The organism is Paraprevotella clara YIT 11840 (assembly GCF_000233955.1).
GTDB lineage: Bacteria > Bacteroidota > Bacteroidia > Bacteroidales > Bacteroidaceae > Paraprevotella > Paraprevotella clara.
On the sequence record NZ_JH376591.1, the window covers coordinates 61,505 to 80,000 of the forward strand.

The window sequence follows — 18,496 nt, forward strand, 5'->3', positions numbered from 1 at the left end:
TCAGAATGACGCGTATCGGAAACGGAGGCGAACAGGATTTGGTTCGAGATATACAGCGGGGCGACCGTGTAGCGATGAAATTATTATATTGTCGCTATGCGGGTTGCCTCACAGCCGTATGTTCCCGTTATGTGGCTTGTATGGACGATGTGAGAGACGTCCTTCAGGATTGTTTCGTGAAGATATTCACTTCCATTCACGGTTTCGAGTGGAGGGGTGAAGGCTCTCTCCGGGGATGGATGGTACGTATTGTGGTGAACGAGTCATTGAAATTCTTGAAGCGCAACCGGCAGTTGGAATCTCTTGACGATGGGTGGGACGTACCGGATACGGTAGAGGATGAGCCGGATGCGGAGGACATTCCTTCTGAAGTTCTTCAGGAAATGATTTGCCGTTTACCGGCAGGGTATAGGGCTGTTTTCAATTTGTATGTATTCGAAAAGAAAAGCCATAAAGAGATTGCGGCGATGCTGAATATAAAAGAGAGTACATCGGCTTCGCAACTGCATCGGGCAAAGGCGGTGTTGGCAAAGGAAGTTCAAAGATATAAAGCTCAGGTCAATGGAAGATAAATGGTTGAATGAATGGCAAAAGAAACTGGACGGTTACGAGGCCACCCCTCCCGACGGGCTGTGGGACGGGATAAACAAGGCTTTGGAAGAGCGACGCCTGTCCCTCTCCTCCTCTCGTGGAAAGCGTACCGTATGGCTTCGCCTGGCCGGGATAGCGGCGGCATTGGCGATCGTTGTGCCCTTGGGAAGAAACGTATGCCGGCCGGTTTTTACGTCTCTTGTAGAAAAGCGCATTCAAACCGAAGACATTTTTCCGGAGCCGTCGGATGTCTTTTGGGCAAAAGTCCGGAGAGTGAAAAAGGAATCATATCGTGGTAAACCGTTCGGGAAAGATACGGTGACTTTCTGCGACCGTCCCATCGTATCAGAGGAAGGTCAGGAGATTTTAACGGAAGAGAGGAAAGAACTTGTAGCCGAAAGGGAAAAAACGGTTTCTGAAGACACTCTTGAGTATATGGAGAAAGCTTATCCTGACGGGATAGACCGGCATACTAAGTGGGTTGCAAACGTCGGGAAGGTTAAGAATGAAAGCTCGCATTTACTGACCATAAGTCTTTTTGCATCCAATACACCCGGAAAATCGGTGATGAATCACGGGAACGGAGGGGTTGCCCTGATGGGAGCTATTCCCTCTTGGGAACACCCCGAGACCATGGGATATGGAAAATATCCGGTGGCGGGTATAAAGTCCGCCCACCCGTATGTGGATGACTTTGTCCCGATGAAACATAAACAACCCGTCAGGTTCGGTGTGTCCGTTTGTTATGCCTTGAATGAAAGATTCGGCATAGAAAGCGGTCTTTCTTATACTTATCTTTCGTCAAGTCTTTCTTCTTCGGGAGAAGATTATAGTTATAAGGTACGGCAATCCTTACAATACGTAGGGATTCCCTTGAACTTTAAGGCCAGCTTGTGGAAGAAACGGTGGATGGATTTGTATCTGTCGGCCGGAGGAATGGCTGAGAAGTGCGTGGATGGAGATTCGGAAACGGATTATATGTGGCGAGGAAGGATAAAGTCGTCTACACATAAGGCTGTGAGGGAAAAACCTTGGCAATGTTCTGTAAATGCGAGTGCCGGGATGCAGTTTAACTTGTCGTCGGTGGTAGGTTTGTATGTGGAGCCGGGAGTGAGTTACTATTTTGATAATGGAAGTTCTGTTTCTAATATTTATAAGGAGAAACCATTGAATTTTAATTTGGAATTCGGACTTAGGTTTTCTCTCGGTTTGTGACATAAAGCTTCTCCTTTCCGGAGGTTGGGCCTGATAATCTTGTACGTTCGGTTTTTATTTTGGAAAACTTTTGGCCTTCTTGTGGGCGAGGGTTTAGTTTATAATCTTCTGTTTATTAGATTATTGATTGTTTTGTGGATTCTTGAATTGGAAAACTTTAGAATAAAAACCGCAAAAACTCTTGCACGAAAAAAGGAAAAGGTGTACCTTTGTCATTGTTCAGGTGCCCTGTTTGCCGGTCGGCCGACAGAGTGAAAAGGGAACGGGGTGAGAGTCCCCGACAGACCCGCTGCTGTGAACTCTTTTATGCGTTTCATGACATACTGCATCCACTGTTTCGTCGGGCGAAACGGGAAGGACATGAAACGAGAGTAAGTCAGAAGACCTGCCTGTGACATAGCCGTACGGACTCCGGGGATAAGGGAACGACGGCGGGAACGTAATAAGAAAGATACAAACTTTTAAGTGTCGAAGATACGGGGCTTCTTTTAGGAAAAGGAGGCAGGGATTTTTTCGGCCTGAAAAATAAATGCAATATGATACAGACAGTTGTGAAAAGGGACGGGCGCATTGTGGGGTTCAATGCCCGGAAAATCGGTGATGCCGTACGTAAGGCCATGGTACATACTGAGGCCGGTGAGAATGAAGAGCTGATTCATTTGATATGCGAACACGTGGCTAACCGTGGAAAGGTACAGATGACGGTGGAAGAGATTCAGGATGCCGTGGAGGTGGAGCTGATGAAGAGCCGCCGTAAGGATGTGGCGCAGAAATATATCGCTTACCGTAACCAGCGCAGCATTGCCCGCAAGGCTAAAACGCGTGACATGTTCTTGGAGATCATCAATATCAAGTCCAACGACGTGACCCGCGAGAATGCCAACATGAATGCCGACACGCCGGCCGGCATGATGATGAAGTTTGCCAGCGAGACCACCAAACCTTTCGTAGACGACTACCTGTTGAGCGAAGAGGTGAAAGAGGCGGTCAAGCACAACTATCTGCACATTCATGACAAGGATTATTATCCCACCAAAAGCTTGACGTGCGTACAACATCCGCTCGACCACATCCTGAAGCATGGTTTCTCTGCCGGACACGGGGAGTCCCGTCCTGCCAAACGTATCGAGACGGCCAGTATTTTGGCCTGTATTTCTATGGAAACGGCACAGAATGAGATGCACGGCGGTCAGGCTATTCCTGCGCTTGATTTTTATCTGGCTCCTTTCGTGCGTGCCAGTTTCATCGAAGAAGTGAAGGTCTTGGAGGAGTTGAATGCCGAAGACTACTCTCATTTATATCATAAGGAAGTGGACGACTTTGTCACTCGTCCTCTGGACGGTCTGACCGGCGACGCACGTATCCTCCAGCATGCGATGAACAAGACTGTGGCCCGGGTGCATCAGGCTATGGAAGCCTTTATCCACAATATGAATACCATTCATTCCCGTGGCGGGAACCAAGTGGTGTTCAGTTCCGTGAACTACGGTACGGATACCTCGGCCGAGGGGCGTTGCATCATCCGCGAAATCCTGCGTAGTACTTACGAAGGGGTGGGCAACGGCGAAACGGCTATCTTCCCGATTCAAATCTGGAAAAAGAAGCGGGGGGTGAGCTATTTGCCTACCGACCGCAACTACGACCTTTACCAATATGCCTGCAAGGTGACGGCCCGTCGTTTTTTTCCGAATTTCATCAATTTGGACGCCACGTTCAACCGGCATGAACTGTGGCGTGCCGACGACCCGAAACGTTACTTGTATGAAACGGCTACAATGGGTTGCCGCACCCGCGTCTTTGAAAACCGTTTCGGGCCGAAGACCTCTATCGGACGGGGAAATATTTCTTTTTCAACCATCAACATCGTGCGTCTGGCTATCGAGTGCATGGAGATTGCAGATGAAGAAGAACGTATCGCCTGTTTCTTTGCCAAGCTCGACCACATGCTGGAGATCACGGCCCGTCAGTTGCATGAGCGCATGGAGTTCCAGAAGACAGCCTTTGCCAAGCAATTCCCGTTGGTGATGAGCGCGCTTTGGTTGGGATGCGAGAAGTTGAAGCCCAACGATACGATAGCTCCGGTGATTAACCAAGGGACGTTGGGCATCGGTTTCATCGGTTTGGCCGAATGCTTGGTCGCTTTGACCGGCAAGCATCATGGAGAGTCGGAAGAGGCACAGCAGCTCGGCCTGAAGATCGTGACCTATATGCGCGACCGTGCCAACGAGTTCTCGGAACTCTACCAGCATAATTACAGCGTGTTGGCCACTCCGGCTGAAGGGTTGGCCGGAAGGTTTACCCGAGGCGACCGCAAACAGTTCGGTGTCTTGCCGGGTATTACCGACCGTGAGTATTATACCAATTCCAATCATGTACCGGTGTATTACAAGTGCAGTGCCCGTCATAAGGCCGAAGTTGAGGCTCCGTATCACGACCTGACGCGGGGCGGCCATATCTTCTACGTGGAAATCGACGGGGATGCCACTCACAATCCGGAAGTCATCATGCGCGTGGTAGACATGATGGACAAGTATAATATCGGCTATGGCTCGGTGAACCACAACCGTAACCGTTGCATGGCCTGCGGATACGAAAATGCCGAACCGGAGATGAAAGTGTGTCCCAAATGCGGCAGTGAGCATATCGACCGTCTGCAACGCATTACCGGTTACTTGGTCGGGACGACCGACCGTTGGAATAAGGCCAAGTTGGCTGAACTGAATGACCGTGTAGTGCATGAAAACCGATAAACGACGATGATTTCAGTCATAAAGATTGTTGAGGACACGACGGTGGACGGACCGGGGTTTCGCACGACGGTGTATGCCGCCGGTTGTCCCAATGCCTGTCCCGGCTGCCATAATCCGCAGTCGTGGGACATCGAGGCCGGAACCCTGATGACGACGGAAGAAATCATGCAGGTCATCCGGGCCGACGAGTTTGCGGACGTGACGTTCAGCGGCGGCGACCCGATGTTCCAGCCTGAAGGGTTTGCCGAACTGGCGGAAGCCGTGAAACGGGAGACCGGGAAAAACATCTGGTGTTATACCGGTTATAAGTTCGAACGGTTGCGGCATGACAGGCGGCAGGCTGAACTGTTGCAATACATCGACGTGTTGGTGGACGGGCCATACGTGGAATCCTTACGCGACCGTGACGTGTTGTTTCGCGGTAGTCGCAACCAACGTCTGATTGACGTGCAGGCTTCTTTACGCGAGGGCGAAGTCGTTTTGTACGCGCAATGAGATAATAATAGGGCTGCATTTTAATACACATCCCGCCACGCTCTTATCGGAAGCGTGGCGGGATGTGGTTGTTTATAGATGGGTATGAGAACAGTTGTTTACTTTATCAGTACTTTGTTTCCTTTGATGACGTACATGCCTCTTTTCAGTCCTTTCAGAGCTTGGGATGCTTGCACGTTTTGGCGTACGAGTTGTCCATTAAGGGTGTATACGTCTACCAGGGAGTCACCTGTGGCGGTAATGTTCGGGATGCCGCTGCCGGAGGTCGTGTTCACGTAGAGGGACACCGGTTGTTGTCCGCTTTTGTAGCAAGCGAAACGGGGCGATGAGGCATTGTATTGGATGGTGCGGTTCTTGTAAGCGTTGTTTTGGATGGAAGCTTGTTCGCCGCTTACGGTGATGGTCCACTGTGCGTTGTCGCTTTCAGTTGATTCCGCGCCGTGCAGCTTGTTGTCGTTCGAGGTCAGCGACAGGTAAACTTGCGATGCGGCGTCATACAAGGTGTAGGCTCCTTCCGTTCCGCCGAGAATCATTTGGTAAGGCAATCCTTCATGGTCTACCTCTGTGTGTATCTTGTTGGCTTCGAAAGTAATGCCGCAAGAACTTCTGAAGTCCTTTTGGATGGCTCCCATGGCGGTAGACTTGTCCTCGCATACAATCAAGTAACGGTTTCCGGTTTGGAGTTCTTCCGCCGATGTGACTTTACGGAAAATTTGTATGCCCTCGTCCGGTGTGGTGTCGATGAGGGTGTAGGAGGCATTCACCGTCCCGCTCGTTTTATCATCTTTCATAGCGTAAGCTTCGATGGTGGTAGGTTCGGTGATTTCCACATAGACGGGTGGTTCTTCCGTACGTAGGTTACCGCCGTTCAGGGAGTAGACGATATAAGCGCCCACCGTGGCCGTATTGATTGTGACAATGGTTCCCTTGTCCACGCTGCCGGATGTAGGGGTAAAGGTGGGGCTTTCCACGTCTGTGGCTGGAGGATTCACTTCGCCGCCTTCATAATTGTCCGGATCGAAATCCACGTGGGTCTTCTCGCCCCAAACGTATTGTTCCAGTCCCGGAAAGTCGATGTAAGGGTTGCGGTTGCCTTGTATGCCATATACCTTATTGTTACGGGCTGTTTCTTTTTCGCTGACAGGGTCTTCCGCAGCCCAACGCAGCAGCATGTCGAGTGCCCATTGGGCAAAACCCGGATAGCTTTTGCCGTCCAGCATGTCGCTGTTCCAAGTGGCTATCCGGTTTTCGTAACAGGTGACCATATAGAAATAGGAGCGTGCGAAATCTCCTTTGTATTCATCAGCCGGTTCGAACACGATGTCGCTGTAGCCGCTGACGGTGCTTTTCCCGAGTTTGCTGAATCCTCCGTTCGATTTGTATTTCTCGCCATTGGTTTCACCAAAAGGGTAGTTTCCTCTTTGGTTGTTCACATATCCGTCTGTGGGGTACAAGTGGAATAAGTCTGTATACATAGGATAGTCATCATTGAACCAGCTTTTGGGGAATGAGTGTTCCCGGTTATAGCAGTCCTCTTCCTTTTTATAAGTTCCGCATTGGTCGTCTATGAAGATGAAGTCGGAGCTGGAAGAATACATATCCCAAACTCTGCCGTCTTCACGTACATCTGTTTTTTGCATGTCCGTCCAGAGCTCTTTGTAACTTCGCTCCGTGTGTTCGGTAATAATGGAGAAGAGAGCGGTTTTCAGTCCGGAACCGTGAGTGCCTGTCGCAAACTCGTAATAACCAGCAGGAATTTGTGCCCATAACTGGAACAGGACGCAGAGGAGCGTCCAGGAAGATAGGAGTCTTTTCATGACTTGTTGTTTTATATTAGCTTGCTAATTTACAGAAATTATCCTTTTCGAATGGATTTGGAGCGTATAAATTTTATGATTTAAGGAAATGCTGTATGGAAAATCTTCCCCAGATTTCATTTCTATTATTTGAAACGGTATTTTTAAGAATGTGAAGTCTTGGAAAATCTGTCTGTAGCTCTATCATATAAAATGTGCAAAACGGATTGAAAAAGCCGTTTTGCACATAATGAATTAACCGGAAGAGGTCCGGTCTTGTTTTTTAGTCGCGGTTGGCGCGCTTACGTTCCGTATGGTCGAGAATAATTTTACGCATGCGCATACTTTTGGGCGTTACTTCCACGTACTCGTCTTCGCGAATATATTCCAAGGCTTCCTCCAACGAGAGGATGGTGGCCGGAACGATACGGGCCTTCTCATCGGAGCCGGAGGCACGCATGTTGGTCAACTGTTTGCTCTTGGTAACGTTCACCACCAAGTCGTTTTCGTGGATATGTTCTCCTACGATTTGCCCGGCGTAGACCGCATCCTGCGGTTCGATGAAGAATTTGCCTCGGTCTTGCAGGTTATTGATGGCGTAGGCGAAAGCCGTTCCGCTTTCGAGAGCAATCATTACTCCGTTGCTTCGGCGGCTGATGTCGCCTTTATAAGGTTGGTACTCTTTAAAGCGGTGGGCCATGATGGCTTCGCCCTGACTGGCCGTGAGTACATTGGTACGTAGACCGATGATACCACGCGAAGGAATGTCGAATTCGATGTCTACGCGGTCACCCCGTGTCTCCATAGAGGTCATTTCGCCTTTGCGGCGCGTCACCATATCGATCATCTTGCTGGAGAACTCTTCGGGTACGTTGATGGTCAGCTCTTCAATCGGTTCGCAACGCTGTCCGTCTATTTCCTTGTAGATGACTTGGGGTTGTCCTACTTGCAATTCATATCCTTCGCGGCGCATGGTTTCGATGAGCACCGAAAGATGGAGCACACCGCGTCCTGCCACGATCCAACGGTCGGTGTATCCGTCTGGCATGGAGACACGTAAGGCGAGGTTCTTTTCCAATTCTTTTTCCAATCGTTCGTTGATGTGGCGGCTGGTGCAGAACTTGCCTTCTTTTCCGAAGAACGGCGAGTCGTTGATGGTGAAGAGCATACTCATGGTCGGTTCGTCGATGGTAATGGTCGGCAACGGCTCCGGGTTTTCATAATCGCAGAGGGTATCGCCGATTTCAAAGTTTTCCAAACCGACGATGGCGCAGATGTCTCCCGAAGAAACTTCGGCTGTTCTTTGGCGTCCCATACCGGTAAAAGTATGCAGTTCTTTGATTTTGGTTTTCTCCCGACTACCGTCGCGGTGGCAGATGGTGATGTTCATGCCCTCTTTCAGGGTGCCGCGATGTACGCGTCCCACAGCGATACGTCCGGTATAGTTAGAATAATCCAACGAGGTGATGAGCATCTGCGGTGTTCCTTCTAATTGTTGGGGAGCCGGGATATGCTCTACAATCTGGTCGAGCAGGTAGAGGATGTCGCCGGTCGGTGTTTTCCAATCCTCGCCCATCCAGTTGTTTTTAGCCGACCCGTATATCACGGGGAAATCGAGCTGTTCTTCTGTCGCGTCCAGATCGCACATGAGGTCGAACACCATTTCGTACACTTCTTCGGGACGGCAGTTCGGTTTATCCACTTTGTTGATGACCACGATGGGCTTCAGACCTATTTCGAGTGCTTTTTGCAACACAAAACGCGTCTGAGGCATCGGGCCTTCGAATGCGTCTACTAATAGGATACAGCCGTCGGCCATATTCAGCACACGTTCCACTTCGCCGCCGAAGTCGGAGTGTCCCGGTGTGTCGATAATATTGATTTTCGTACCTTTATAATTAATGGAAACATTCTTGGATAGAATGGTGATACCGCGTTCGCGCTCCAGTTCGTTGTTATCCAGCATCAATTCACCGGTCTGCTGATTTTCGCGGAACAGGTTGCCCGCCAGCAGCATCTTGTCCACCAACGTAGTCTTTCCATGGTCTACGTGGGCAATAATAGCAATGTTTCTAATGTTCTGCATACTTTTTACCTAAAATAACGGGACAAAGTTACTACAAATAATTGGAAAAGTGCGGAGTAGGGGCAAAAAAAGAGGAAAAACTTTTGGTGTGAAAGGAAAATGTAGTACCTTTGCAACCGCTAAGAGTATTAATGGTTTTAAAAACTTGATTTTATGTATTTAGACTCAGCTAAAAAGCAAGAAATCTTTGGACAGTACGGGAAGTCTAACACTGATACTGGTTCTGCAGAGAGCCAGATTGCATTGTTTTCATACCGTATTTCCCACTTGACGGAGCACATGAAGCAGAACCGTAAAGATTATAGTACTGAAAGAGCTTTGACTATGATGGTAGGTAAGCGTCGCGCTTTGTTGAACTACCTGAAAGACCGTGATATCGAAAGATATCGTGCCATCGTCAAGGCTTTGGGCTTGCGTAAGTAATTTCGCGGTCCGCACTGAAGATTTAACCGCCTTCCTGATAGGGAGGCGGTTTTTTTTTATTATTTTTGCACGCAAACCAGAGTTTAAATTTTATATTATTATATCAGACATGAATAAAATAAAGAATTATTTGCCGGATGCGTTGGCCGTGGTGTTGTTCATCGCGATAGGCTTTTTGTATTTTTTCCAGCCGGTGACCGAGGGACTGGTTCTTACGGGACATGATCATAGCGGAGGTATCGGTGCGGGAGTAGAGATGCAAGAATATCAGAAACGCACGGGAGAACGCACCCGTTGGACGAATGCTCTGTTTTCAGGAATGCCTACTTATCAGATGGCGCCGAGTTATGATTCTATCGACACGTTGGTGGGATTACAGAAAATCTACCAGTTGGGTATGACCGGTGTGGTTATGTATGTCTTCGTCATGCTGCTGGGCTTCTACATCTTGCTTCGTGCATTCGATTTCAAGGTTTGGATGGCGGCGTTGGGCGCTGTGCTGTGGGCCTTTTCTTCTTACTTCTTTATTATAATAGGTGCCGGGCATATTTGGAAAGTCATGGCTTTAGCTTACATTCCGCCCACGATAGCCGGTTTGGTGTTATGTTACCGTGGTAAATATTTGTGGGGTGGGGTAGTAACGGCTTTCTTCCTGGCTTTGCAAATCATGTCCAACCATGTGCAGATGAGTTACTACTTCTTGCCGGTAATGGGATTGATGGCTTTGGCTTATCTGATTCGGGCTGTGAAGGAAAAGAAATTGGCCGGTTGGTGTAAGGCTACCGGAATGTTGATTGTGGCCGGTCTCATCGGAGTGTCCATCAATTCGTCCAATCTTTATCATACTTACCAATATAGTAAGGAAAGCATGCGGGGAAAGAGCGAATTGACGTACAAGAACAAACAGAATCCCGGAAACCAGACGAAAGACGGACTGGAGCGCGATTACATCACGCAGTGGAGCTACGGTATCGGGGAGACATGGTCGTTGCTTGTGCCCAATGTAAAGGGAGGGGCTTCTTTACCATTGACTGCCAGTGAGAAAGCTATGGAGAAAGCTAATCCGCAGTACACGCCAGTCTATCAGGCTCTGACTCAATATTGGGGCGAACAGCCGGGAACGAGTGGGCCGGTGTATGTAGGCGCCTTCGTACTGATGCTGTTTGTCTTGAGTTTGTTCGTGGTGAAAGGACCGATGAAATGGTGCCTGTTGGTGCTTACCGTCTTTTCCGTTATGTTGTCGTGGGGGCGTAATTTCATGGGACTTACGGATTTCTTTCTCGACTATGTTCCGATGTATGACAAGTTCCGTGCCGTGGCGTCCATATTGGTGGTGGCAGAGTTTACGATTCCGTTGTTGGCCATGCTGGGATTGAAAACGGTTTTGGAACAACCGGAAGTATTGAAAGCCAAGTTGAAATATGTGTATATAAGCTTTGCCCTGACCGGTGGCTTTGCATTGCTGTTTGCTTTGATGCCCGATGTCTTTTTCGGAAACTATATTTCGTCGTCCGAGATGGCGATGTTACAGGATGCGGCAGGAAAAGGCTATATTCCACAGGATATGTTGGGCGGTATCCTCGGTAATTTGCATGATATGCGTAAGGCGGTGGTTGTGGCCGATTCTTGGCGCAGTTTCATCATCGTGGCGATAGGGCTGTTGTTGTTGTTGGCTTATAATGCTCGGAAAATCGGTGGAGGAGTGTTGGTTTGTGCCGTGTTTGTGCTTTGTCTGTTTGATTTGTGGCAAGTGGATAAGCGTTATCTGAACGACGGAATGTTCAGCGAACCGCTACAGACGGTGAATACGGTGGCTAAGACCCAGACCGATGAAATGATTCTGCAAGACCCGGATAAGTATTATCGTGTGATGAATTTGGCGGGAAGCCCGTTCAACGAAAACAGAACATCTTATTATCATAAGAGTATCGGAGGTTATCATGCAGCCAAACTTCGGCGTTATCAGGAGATGATAGAAGAACATATCGCTCCGGAAATGGGACGCTTTGCCCGTGCTGCCGCAGCTACGCAGGGCGATTTGACTCGGGTGGACGGCGATACGATCTTTCCGGTGTTGAATATGCTTAATGTAAAATATGCCATAATGGGGCAAGAAGGCGGAGAGACTTTCCCGGTGCCTAACCCCCATGCTTACGGTAACGGGTGGTTTGTAAAAGACGTGCGTTATGTAGCCAATGCAGACGAGGAGATTTTAGGCTTGCATCAGGTGAATCCGAAAGAAACGGCTTTGGTGGCTGAAAAATATAAAGATGTATTGGGGGGGACGGAAGGCCGACAGCCGGTAGACTCACTGTCAACGGTGAAATTGACTGCTTACGATGCTAATGCTTTGACGTATGAAGTCAATTCACCAAACGGCGGAGTCGTTGTATTCTCGGAAATTTATTATCCCGGTTGGCAGGCTACGGTAGACGGTCAGCCTGTAGAAATAGCTTGTGCCGATTACATCTTGCGTGCCATCAAAGTCGGTCCCGGGAAACATACGGTGGATTTCAAATTCGATCCGAAGAGTCTGCATGTGACAGAGACAGTAGCTAATGTGTCGTTAGTGGTATTGATGCTGGTGTTTTTGGGCTTGGCCGGATGTGCCATAGTGCGTAACCGTAGACGGGAGCATCGCGAAGTTTAACTTCGGTGGGTATAATTTCTATCGGTCGGGCCTGCGAAACCAATATTTCGCAGGCCCGACTTGTGAATAGACAAATGCTGAATGTTATATTGGGTGCCCTGCTATATTTTTATGTGTATTATTGCAATTCTGCATGTTTGTGAAATATCCAAGATTATAAATTGTATATTTATACTGAATATACATCATCTTAAGCAAAAAACTGCATATTCTTTTGTTTTTATAAAATTTAAATATAATTTTGCAACTCAGTTCAAGGATAATTTTAATCCTGAAAAGCTTGCAAGATTAAAGAAAAGAGTTAATTTATTAATATATTCATTTTAAAATTGATCGTATGAGAGAGAAACTTTACACGAAATGGAAGGGAGGCCTGAATAGGCTTTGTTTTCTTCTTATGTGTTTTTGTTGGACTACGGTTCAGTCATGGGCCGTTGGTGAAGATTTACATTTAACCATTGAAAATGGTAAGACGTATGAATTTGAAGCTTTCAACAGTTATTATCTTACTTATGTAGCCACGGCTAACGGACAATTATCATTGTATCAAACCGGTGGAGACTTTTGTCGTCAGTATACAGATAACACTTTTGAAACGGAATTGCCTTCTACCCCTCAGTATGTTAATGAGGGAAAACTTGTAGAAGTGAAGGTTGAGTCAGGTAAGACTTATTATTTCTTGACTCGAGGTTTAAGTAAAGGAGAACTGACCGTTACTTTCGGAGAAAAAGCAACTCCACTTGAATTACTTTCGCTCTCCAAAGAAGAGGGAACGACATTGAATCTTTCTATTGATACCCTCTTAGGCTTCACTTTCAATAGAATGGTAAAAGTAGGAAATTGCACATTGTCTTCCGGGTCGGTAATCGGAAACTTGACCGCTTCGACGCATGATTATGGTTTCACCGTTTCCATTAAAGATGTGTTGTATAAATGGTTGAAGGAGGGTAATGTAAAAGCCGGAGATGAAGTCGTTTTGACTGTAACTGGATTATGTAATGCCAATGACGAGAGCGACAAATACAATGGTAATGGCGTGCTGACGGTGAAATATATTGCAGGAGCGTTGCCTGCCGAGCTGGTTAGCGTTGCGAACTCACCCGAAGAGATGAATTTCCTGTCTTATTACCTGCCTACTGATGAAAGGGGGTTGGTTACTTTGACTTTCAACCGTTCGATGGGCGAAGATGCTACGGCAAAATTATTCTATGGCGATATAGAAGGTTCAAATGTCTATACGGAAAGTCTTCCGGTGAAGGTGAAAGATACTCAGTTGATTGTAGACCTCCGTGGAAAACGTCGTTTGCCATCTGATATGTTACCGAATGCCAGTGCTGATGTGTGGGAACAGTATAAAACCATTTCCTTAAAGGTTAGCAATGTGAGGGACGCGGAAGGAAATTATGCCATGTCTACCTCTCAGGGTACCACAGGTTCGTATGCTTTTAATTATACAATAGAAGCTGTTGAGTTTGATATCGCTCGTCAGTTTACACCAGATGAAGGCACATCTTTGGATGATTATCCGACAATAGAACTTTGGATTCGGGAAGACGATTCGTTTACTTATGAGGGTGTAGATTTCACTTATAGCGTGAATGGAAAACCTGAGACGGTATTTGTACCCATCAGCCAGATTACGAAAAAAGACTCTCCAGACGGAGATGGTGTACTATTGACGATTCCGGTGCCGAATAAAGCGGCGGATGAGAATTCAGATGTCGTAGTTTCTTTGAATAATTTGAAAGCGGCCGATGGTGCGGATTATTCAGAAGATTTTACGATAATATATAAAACGTCAGGAAAGAGTATGGCAGGGCTTGAGATAGAATCTGTGTCTCCTGCTGATGGAGCAGCTATCGCGGCTTTAGAAGCTGGTTCGTTTCTGGAATTGTCTACCAATATGAATGATCGTGTAGGATATGTATGGTTTAGAATAGATGACCAGAACCCGAAGGATCCTGATCAGGCTTGTGTTAAGACGATGACATCGATGAAGAAAGAGACGGTTGAGGGAAAAGTTTCTTTCCGGACAGAAATAATTCGTAGTGTGACTTTCTTTGAAGGGCATACTTATAAAGTTACTTTCAATGCTTATGCTTCGGAGAGCGATTATCAGCACGGTGCAGATGCTCTTGGTGTTATGACTGTGACTTACACTGGTACAACTCCGGAATTTAAGTTTAGTCCGGTTAAGTTTGTAGGAATAACGCCGGATCCTGATTATACTGTAATTTCAGACGTAAGCCAGAATGAATTTACGTTGACTTTTGACGGTCCTGTAGTATTGAATCATGAAAATGCTTTTGTAGTATACGGTCAGGGAATGAATTATCCATTTGAAAGTATCGAGTCGAATGAAGACGGTACGGAATGGACGGTAAAGGCATCCTTGGAAAAATTAATGGAAATGGGTATGATGCCTCGATTGTCTATGAGCTTTATGCCGGTGGATAAAGACGGAATGTTAGTTGAAGGTAATGCCGGTAAAGATGCGACAAGTTATTTGAATTTTGCCTATGATTGTACGATTGGTATACCAGATTTGCAAGTGAGTCCGGAAAGCGGTTCTAAAGTGGAAAGTTTGAAAGAGATCATAGTAGGATGTAAAGATATCATGGACGACAATGGTGAGGTGATATTTCAAGGTGGTATCAGCGAATCTTATATGGCGGCCGAAAAGATCATTTTGTATAAGAACGGACGTGAGCCGGTTGCAACGGTAACGAGTATCGAACCTATTATACCGGAGGACCAAGAGGATAATTACTTCTATGTTCCTGTGGAAATGAAATTAACATTGGATACTGAAATTACAGATAACGGTAATTATCGTTTGCACATTCCTGCCAACTACTTTATATTGGGAACAGGTATGTCTAATGTAAACAGTAAAGAAACAAGTGTGCTGTATACTATCGACCAGCCGATTAAGATAACGGTTACGCCAGAGAATAACTCTACGGTAGAAAGCCTGAAAGAAATTACTATCGAATGTGAATCAGGTATAGATGTGCCGAGTATGGGTACAATTCAATTATTGAATGCTCAGAATGAGGTGGTAGCTTCGGCAACGGGTGAGGATTGCGAATTGTTGTTACCCGAAGGTGCCGGTCCTTGGGATCCTTATACTGGTGTGACAATTAAATTGGATCAAGAGGTGACAGAGAAAGGTACATATAAGTTGGTTATTCCTGAAGGATTCTTCTATTTGGGTGAAAACTATGAAAATTCGGACGAAATGACGTTTACTTATTCGATTAATGCCAGTGGTATTCATTCGATTGGTACTGAGTCTAAGGGAGTAGTCGTTTATACTGTAGACGGTAAATTTATCTTAAAGTCGAGCGATGCCAAAGACGTGAAGAATCTGAAGAAAGGTTTGTACATTGTGAACGGTAAGAAGATGATGGTAAAATAATCTAAAGCCGACGATTTAAGAAAATCATTGTAAATATGGAAAGGGAGAGAAGAGGCGAACGTCTGTTTTCTCCTTTTCTATTCTTTCACAGTGAGATTCGGAAAATTGTTGTGTCTTTGTTAATAGAAATAAATTACTTATTGCTAAAAAATATCTTATGAAGAAGTTTTTATGTTCGATGTATTTAGCTTTGTCCTTGTCCGGGACATTGCAGGCTATTCCGGTTTGGCCGGAACCTTTTCAGGTACAACAGGCTGATGGTACGATATTGACATTGAATCCGCGCGGAGACGAATGGTTTTCTTATTTTGAGACTACAGATGGTTTTCGGGTTATAAAGGATGAGGCAGGAAACTATGTGTATACCTTATGGGGAGCGGATGGTAAGAGTGCGTTGCCGACGAGAATCATAGCGCACGACCCTTTAAGCCGCGAGGTGGAAGAAAGGGAATTTCTGAAGAATTATCCGAAAGATGAGCAGGAAAAGATACATACTCGTGCCTTTGAAATTCGGAATCAATCAAATGCACAACAACGTATCGGAGAGATGACAACACATACGGGGGCTCCTTCGATTCCGGTGATATTAGTACAGTTTGCCGATACCAAATTAACAGAGACAGACCCTAAAACCGGATATGAAGAGCGTTTGTGTCGTCCAGCTACCCAAGAAGAGGTGGAAGTTGGAAAAGGATCTGCTTATCAGTATTTTGTAGATCAGAGCTTAGGAAAGTTTACTCCTAATTTTGTTGTGATTGGTCCGGTTACCTTGGAATCAGGGTATGCTGTGTATGGAACAGATGTGAATGGTCAAGATGCAAATGTCGGTCAGATGATTGTAGAGGCGATACAAAAGGCTGTGGCGACAGACGAAATATCCGATTGGTCTGTGTTCGATAATGACAAAGACGGTTTGGTGGATGCTGTTTATGTGATTTATGCAGGAGAAGGCCAGCATGCGCTTCCCATGCAGACAGATTTAATTTGGCCTCATACTTTCCAAATTGAGAATCGGGGATTGGAACTTCCGGAAGCAGATGGAGTAAAGTTTAATCAATATTCATGCAGCAGTGAGATGATGAGAGGAAAAGTGGAAGGATTCGGAACCTTTTGCCATGAGTTCAGTCATTGTTTGGGATTGCCGGACTTTTATCGTACTGATGGGCAGTCTTCTTCGGTGTTCACAATGGAATCCTGGTCGTTGATGGATTATGGGTCGTATACCGATGATAGCTTCAGGCCTATTGGCTATCGTGCGTTGGAAAAGGCTTATATGGGTTGGATTACACCGATAGAATTGACGGAGGCTACGACGGTAAAAGACTGGAAGAGTACGGATCGCGGAGGGACTGGATTGAAAATAGTAAATAATGTAGAGAGTTCCGAATATTACATAGTGGAGACAATAGATGAAAGCGGGTGGAATAAAGGAGCTTTTGGACACGGTTTGTTGATTAGTTATGTTTTTTTGAGGTCTATGGAGCCTTGGTATAATAATACGGTAAACAATACGAATCCTCCCCGAGTGTCGATTGTTGGAGCAGATAATGATTTGACGACTTTGATAACTGGTGTAAATGAAGATAAGTATTATTCAAGTTTGGCGGGGGATACTTATCCTTCCCCTAACGGAAACGATGAATTTACAGATTCTTCTACACCGGCAGCTACGGTTCAAGTGGGTTTCTTGGGTTTGCAAAAACCATTGACTCATATTTCATACGATCGGGCAAAAGGTACGGTATCATTTGATTTTATGGGAGGAAGTGAGGATAATATTTTGACAGGTGTTGTCGCCGCGAAGAATACTGCAACCGTTTCGGAGGGATATTATCGTCTGGATGGAGTATGGTTGGGAACAGAGAAGCCTGAGATTCCTGGAATTTATTTACAGCGGGATGTACATGGCGAAATGAGAAAGATTATTGTCGAAAGATAACAAATCACAGTATCAGAATACAAATGAATCCCGTACAGTCTATACTGCACGGGATTTATTATATTATTTTTTTCGAAGTACAGAAATAGTTTAGCGTTTCAGATTAAGATCATAGAACTGTTCCACTGTTCCCTTTTTCTCTCCGGATAAGGTATAAGCGGTAAAAGCAATGCCTTTCATTATCTTGCCGTCTGTAAAAGTACTGTCTCCTTCGAATCTGCATACAAATGCTTCTTCTTCATTCCAATCTGGAGTACATGTATAATTCAATATTTTATCTTCATTTTCAGAACTATAAATAGTTTTATCTTCATTCATTCCGAAAAGATAGAAGCGGTAAGAGGCACCGTTTAGTGCATGTGTACCTAAATCCTGATGGGTCGGGATACTGAATGTCTGTCCGTCTGTGTTAGCATTAATGGTCACTCCTTCATATAATCCAGTCAGGCTGACCTGATTTCCATTTCGTGTAATATTAATGGGTTGACTTACTGTTTCGCCTCGTCGATTGAGGTAAGTTGCCGTCCATTGTCCTATGAAGTCATCAATATCGTATTGGCGCAGTTCAACCTTGTATTGTTTGTCCATTTCTTCGCAATAGATTGTTGCATAGGCACGGCGGGGTTGTCCCGTAGTATTAGGAGCCAGAATGAAGTTGATACCTTTGTCTGTGAATGTGTAACTAATCCATTGTGCTGAGGGAGTCACATGATAATTAAAGGCTGATTCTACGGTATAAGACAGAGTTACTTCTTCATCGGTGGCATATAAGACGTTGTTGTTGTCTACCCGGAAATAAGCACCGTATTGCGTTACTGGAACTTTTTGTACTCCGCCCTTAGCAGAAGTGATAGTAATGACGGCAGTACGGCCCTCCAGATTCTTGTTGATAGAAGCGTTGATGATTACACTGTCATTTCGGCATTCGGTTGTACACCAAGTTGCTGAAGATTCAGCGGTAAAGTCGCCAGAGTTTGATACTACGATGTAACCGGTGGATGGGGTCGCACGGAAGATGACTTCAGATTTGATTACTGTGAAAGCTTCTGTTTCGTCATCGTTGCTACATCCGGTACCTGTCAAACAGGCTACCGGAATGAGCAAATATGCAATGTATTTCTTCATTGTAA

At 46.0% G+C, this 18,496-nt stretch carries 11 protein-coding genes and 1 riboswitch; of the genes, 8 read left to right on the plus strand and 3 right to left on the minus strand.

The genetic code is table 11. The features are described from left to right. The first annotated feature begins 5 nt into the window (after positions 1-5). The 4 genes from HMPREF9441_RS03640 (at position 6) to nrdG (ending at position 5,051) form a co-directional block, all read left to right on the plus strand. Entirely contained in the window at positions 6-572 is a 567-nt protein-coding gene (locus HMPREF9441_RS03640) for an RNA polymerase sigma factor (RefSeq protein WP_008618164.1), read from the plus strand. Next, the gene (locus HMPREF9441_RS03645) at positions 562-1,806 is read left to right on the plus strand and encodes a porin family protein (protein WP_008618165.1); all 1,245 of its coding nucleotides are present in this window, start codon (positions 562-564) and stop codon (positions 1,804-1,806) included. Before HMPREF9441_RS03640 ends, HMPREF9441_RS03645 begins: the two co-directional genes overlap by 11 nt. Before the next feature lie 204 nt (positions 1,807-2,010). Then, positions 2,011-2,213, plus strand: a riboswitch (cobalamin riboswitch). Between the two features lie 129 nt (positions 2,214-2,342). Beyond that, entirely contained in the window at positions 2,343-4,556 is a 2,214-nt protein-coding gene (locus tag HMPREF9441_RS03655) for an anaerobic ribonucleoside triphosphate reductase (RefSeq protein ID WP_008618169.1), read from the plus strand. Positions 4,557-4,562: 6 nt separating this feature from the next. Continuing rightward, positions 4,563-5,051, plus strand: coding sequence for an anaerobic ribonucleoside-triphosphate reductase activating protein (gene nrdG / locus HMPREF9441_RS03660; protein ID WP_008618171.1), 489 nt, complete (start codon positions 4,563-4,565; stop codon positions 5,049-5,051). A 98-nt stretch (positions 5,052-5,149) separates the two neighbouring features. Here the strand turns inward: nrdG and HMPREF9441_RS03665 are convergent, their stop codons facing one another. Beyond that, positions 5,150-6,868 carry an endonuclease gene (locus HMPREF9441_RS03665; protein ID WP_008618172.1) on the minus strand — a complete coding sequence of 573 codons (1,719 nt, stop codon included), beginning with the start codon at positions 6,866-6,868 and terminating at the stop codon, positions 5,150-5,152. A 262-nt stretch (positions 6,869-7,130) separates the two neighbouring features. Continuing rightward, positions 7,131-8,933: a translational GTPase TypA gene (gene typA / locus HMPREF9441_RS03670; protein ID WP_008618176.1), complete on the minus strand. Its 1,803-nt coding sequence runs from the start codon at positions 8,931-8,933 to the stop codon at positions 7,131-7,133. 153 nt (positions 8,934-9,086) lie between these two features. On the opposite strand from typA, the gene rpsO reads away from it, so the two are divergent. From rpsO to HMPREF9441_RS03690, 4 genes are all read left to right on the plus strand, one after another. Next, complete coding sequence (gene rpsO / locus HMPREF9441_RS03675; protein WP_008618178.1) at positions 9,087-9,356, plus strand: 30S ribosomal protein S15; 270 nt, start codon at positions 9,087-9,089, stop codon at positions 9,354-9,356. A 109-nt stretch (positions 9,357-9,465) separates the two neighbouring features. Beyond that, a complete protein-coding gene (locus tag HMPREF9441_RS03680; protein WP_008618186.1) occupies positions 9,466-12,006 on the plus strand; it encodes a YfhO family protein in 2,541 nt (846 codons plus the stop codon). Positions 12,007-12,343: 337 nt separating this feature from the next. Next, the gene (locus HMPREF9441_RS03685) at positions 12,344-15,427 is read left to right on the plus strand and encodes a hypothetical protein (RefSeq protein WP_008618188.1); all 3,084 of its coding nucleotides are present in this window, start codon (positions 12,344-12,346) and stop codon (positions 15,425-15,427) included. A gap of 157 nt (positions 15,428-15,584) precedes the next feature. Further along, a complete protein-coding gene (locus tag HMPREF9441_RS03690) occupies positions 15,585-17,366 on the plus strand; it encodes a M6 family metalloprotease domain-containing protein (protein ID WP_008618190.1) in 1,782 nt (593 codons plus the stop codon). 90 nt (positions 17,367-17,456) lie between these two features. Here HMPREF9441_RS03690 and HMPREF9441_RS03695 read toward each other — a convergent pair whose 3' ends face one another. Further along, complete coding sequence (locus HMPREF9441_RS03695; protein WP_244949597.1) at positions 17,457-18,491, minus strand: BACON domain-containing protein; 1,035 nt, start codon at positions 18,489-18,491, stop codon at positions 17,457-17,459. Between the last annotated feature and the right edge of the window lie 5 nt (positions 18,492-18,496).

Bases quoted from the DNA above. Each gene is read 5' to 3' on its own strand.
- rpsO (WP_008618178.1), top strand. From the start codon at position 9,087: ATGTATTTAGACTCAGCTAAAAAGCAAGAAATCTTTGGACAGTACGGG.
- HMPREF9441_RS03690 (WP_008618190.1), top strand. From the start codon at position 15,585: ATGAAGAAGTTTTTATGTTCGATGTATTTAGCTTTGTCCTTGTCCGGG.
- HMPREF9441_RS03665 (WP_008618172.1), bottom strand. From the start codon at position 6,868: ATGAAAAGACTCCTATCTTCCTGGACGCTCCTCTGCGTCCTGTTCCAG.
- HMPREF9441_RS03680 (WP_008618186.1), top strand. From the start codon at position 9,466: ATGAATAAAATAAAGAATTATTTGCCGGATGCGTTGGCCGTGGTGTTG.
- typA (WP_008618176.1), bottom strand. From the start codon at position 8,933: ATGCAGAACATTAGAAACATTGCTATTATTGCCCACGTAGACCATGGA.
- HMPREF9441_RS03655 (WP_008618169.1), top strand. From the start codon at position 2,343: ATGATACAGACAGTTGTGAAAAGGGACGGGCGCATTGTGGGGTTCAAT.
- HMPREF9441_RS03685 (WP_008618188.1), top strand. From the start codon at position 12,344: ATGAGAGAGAAACTTTACACGAAATGGAAGGGAGGCCTGAATAGGCTT.
- HMPREF9441_RS03695 (WP_244949597.1), bottom strand. From the start codon at position 18,491: ATGAAGAAATACATTGCATATTTGCTCATTCCGGTAGCCTGTTTGACA.
- HMPREF9441_RS03640 (WP_008618164.1), top strand. From the start codon at position 6: ATGACGCGTATCGGAAACGGAGGCGAACAGGATTTGGTTCGAGATATA.
- nrdG (WP_008618171.1), top strand. From the start codon at position 4,563: ATGATTTCAGTCATAAAGATTGTTGAGGACACGACGGTGGACGGACCG.
- HMPREF9441_RS03645 (WP_008618165.1), top strand. From the start codon at position 562: ATGGAAGATAAATGGTTGAATGAATGGCAAAAGAAACTGGACGGTTAC.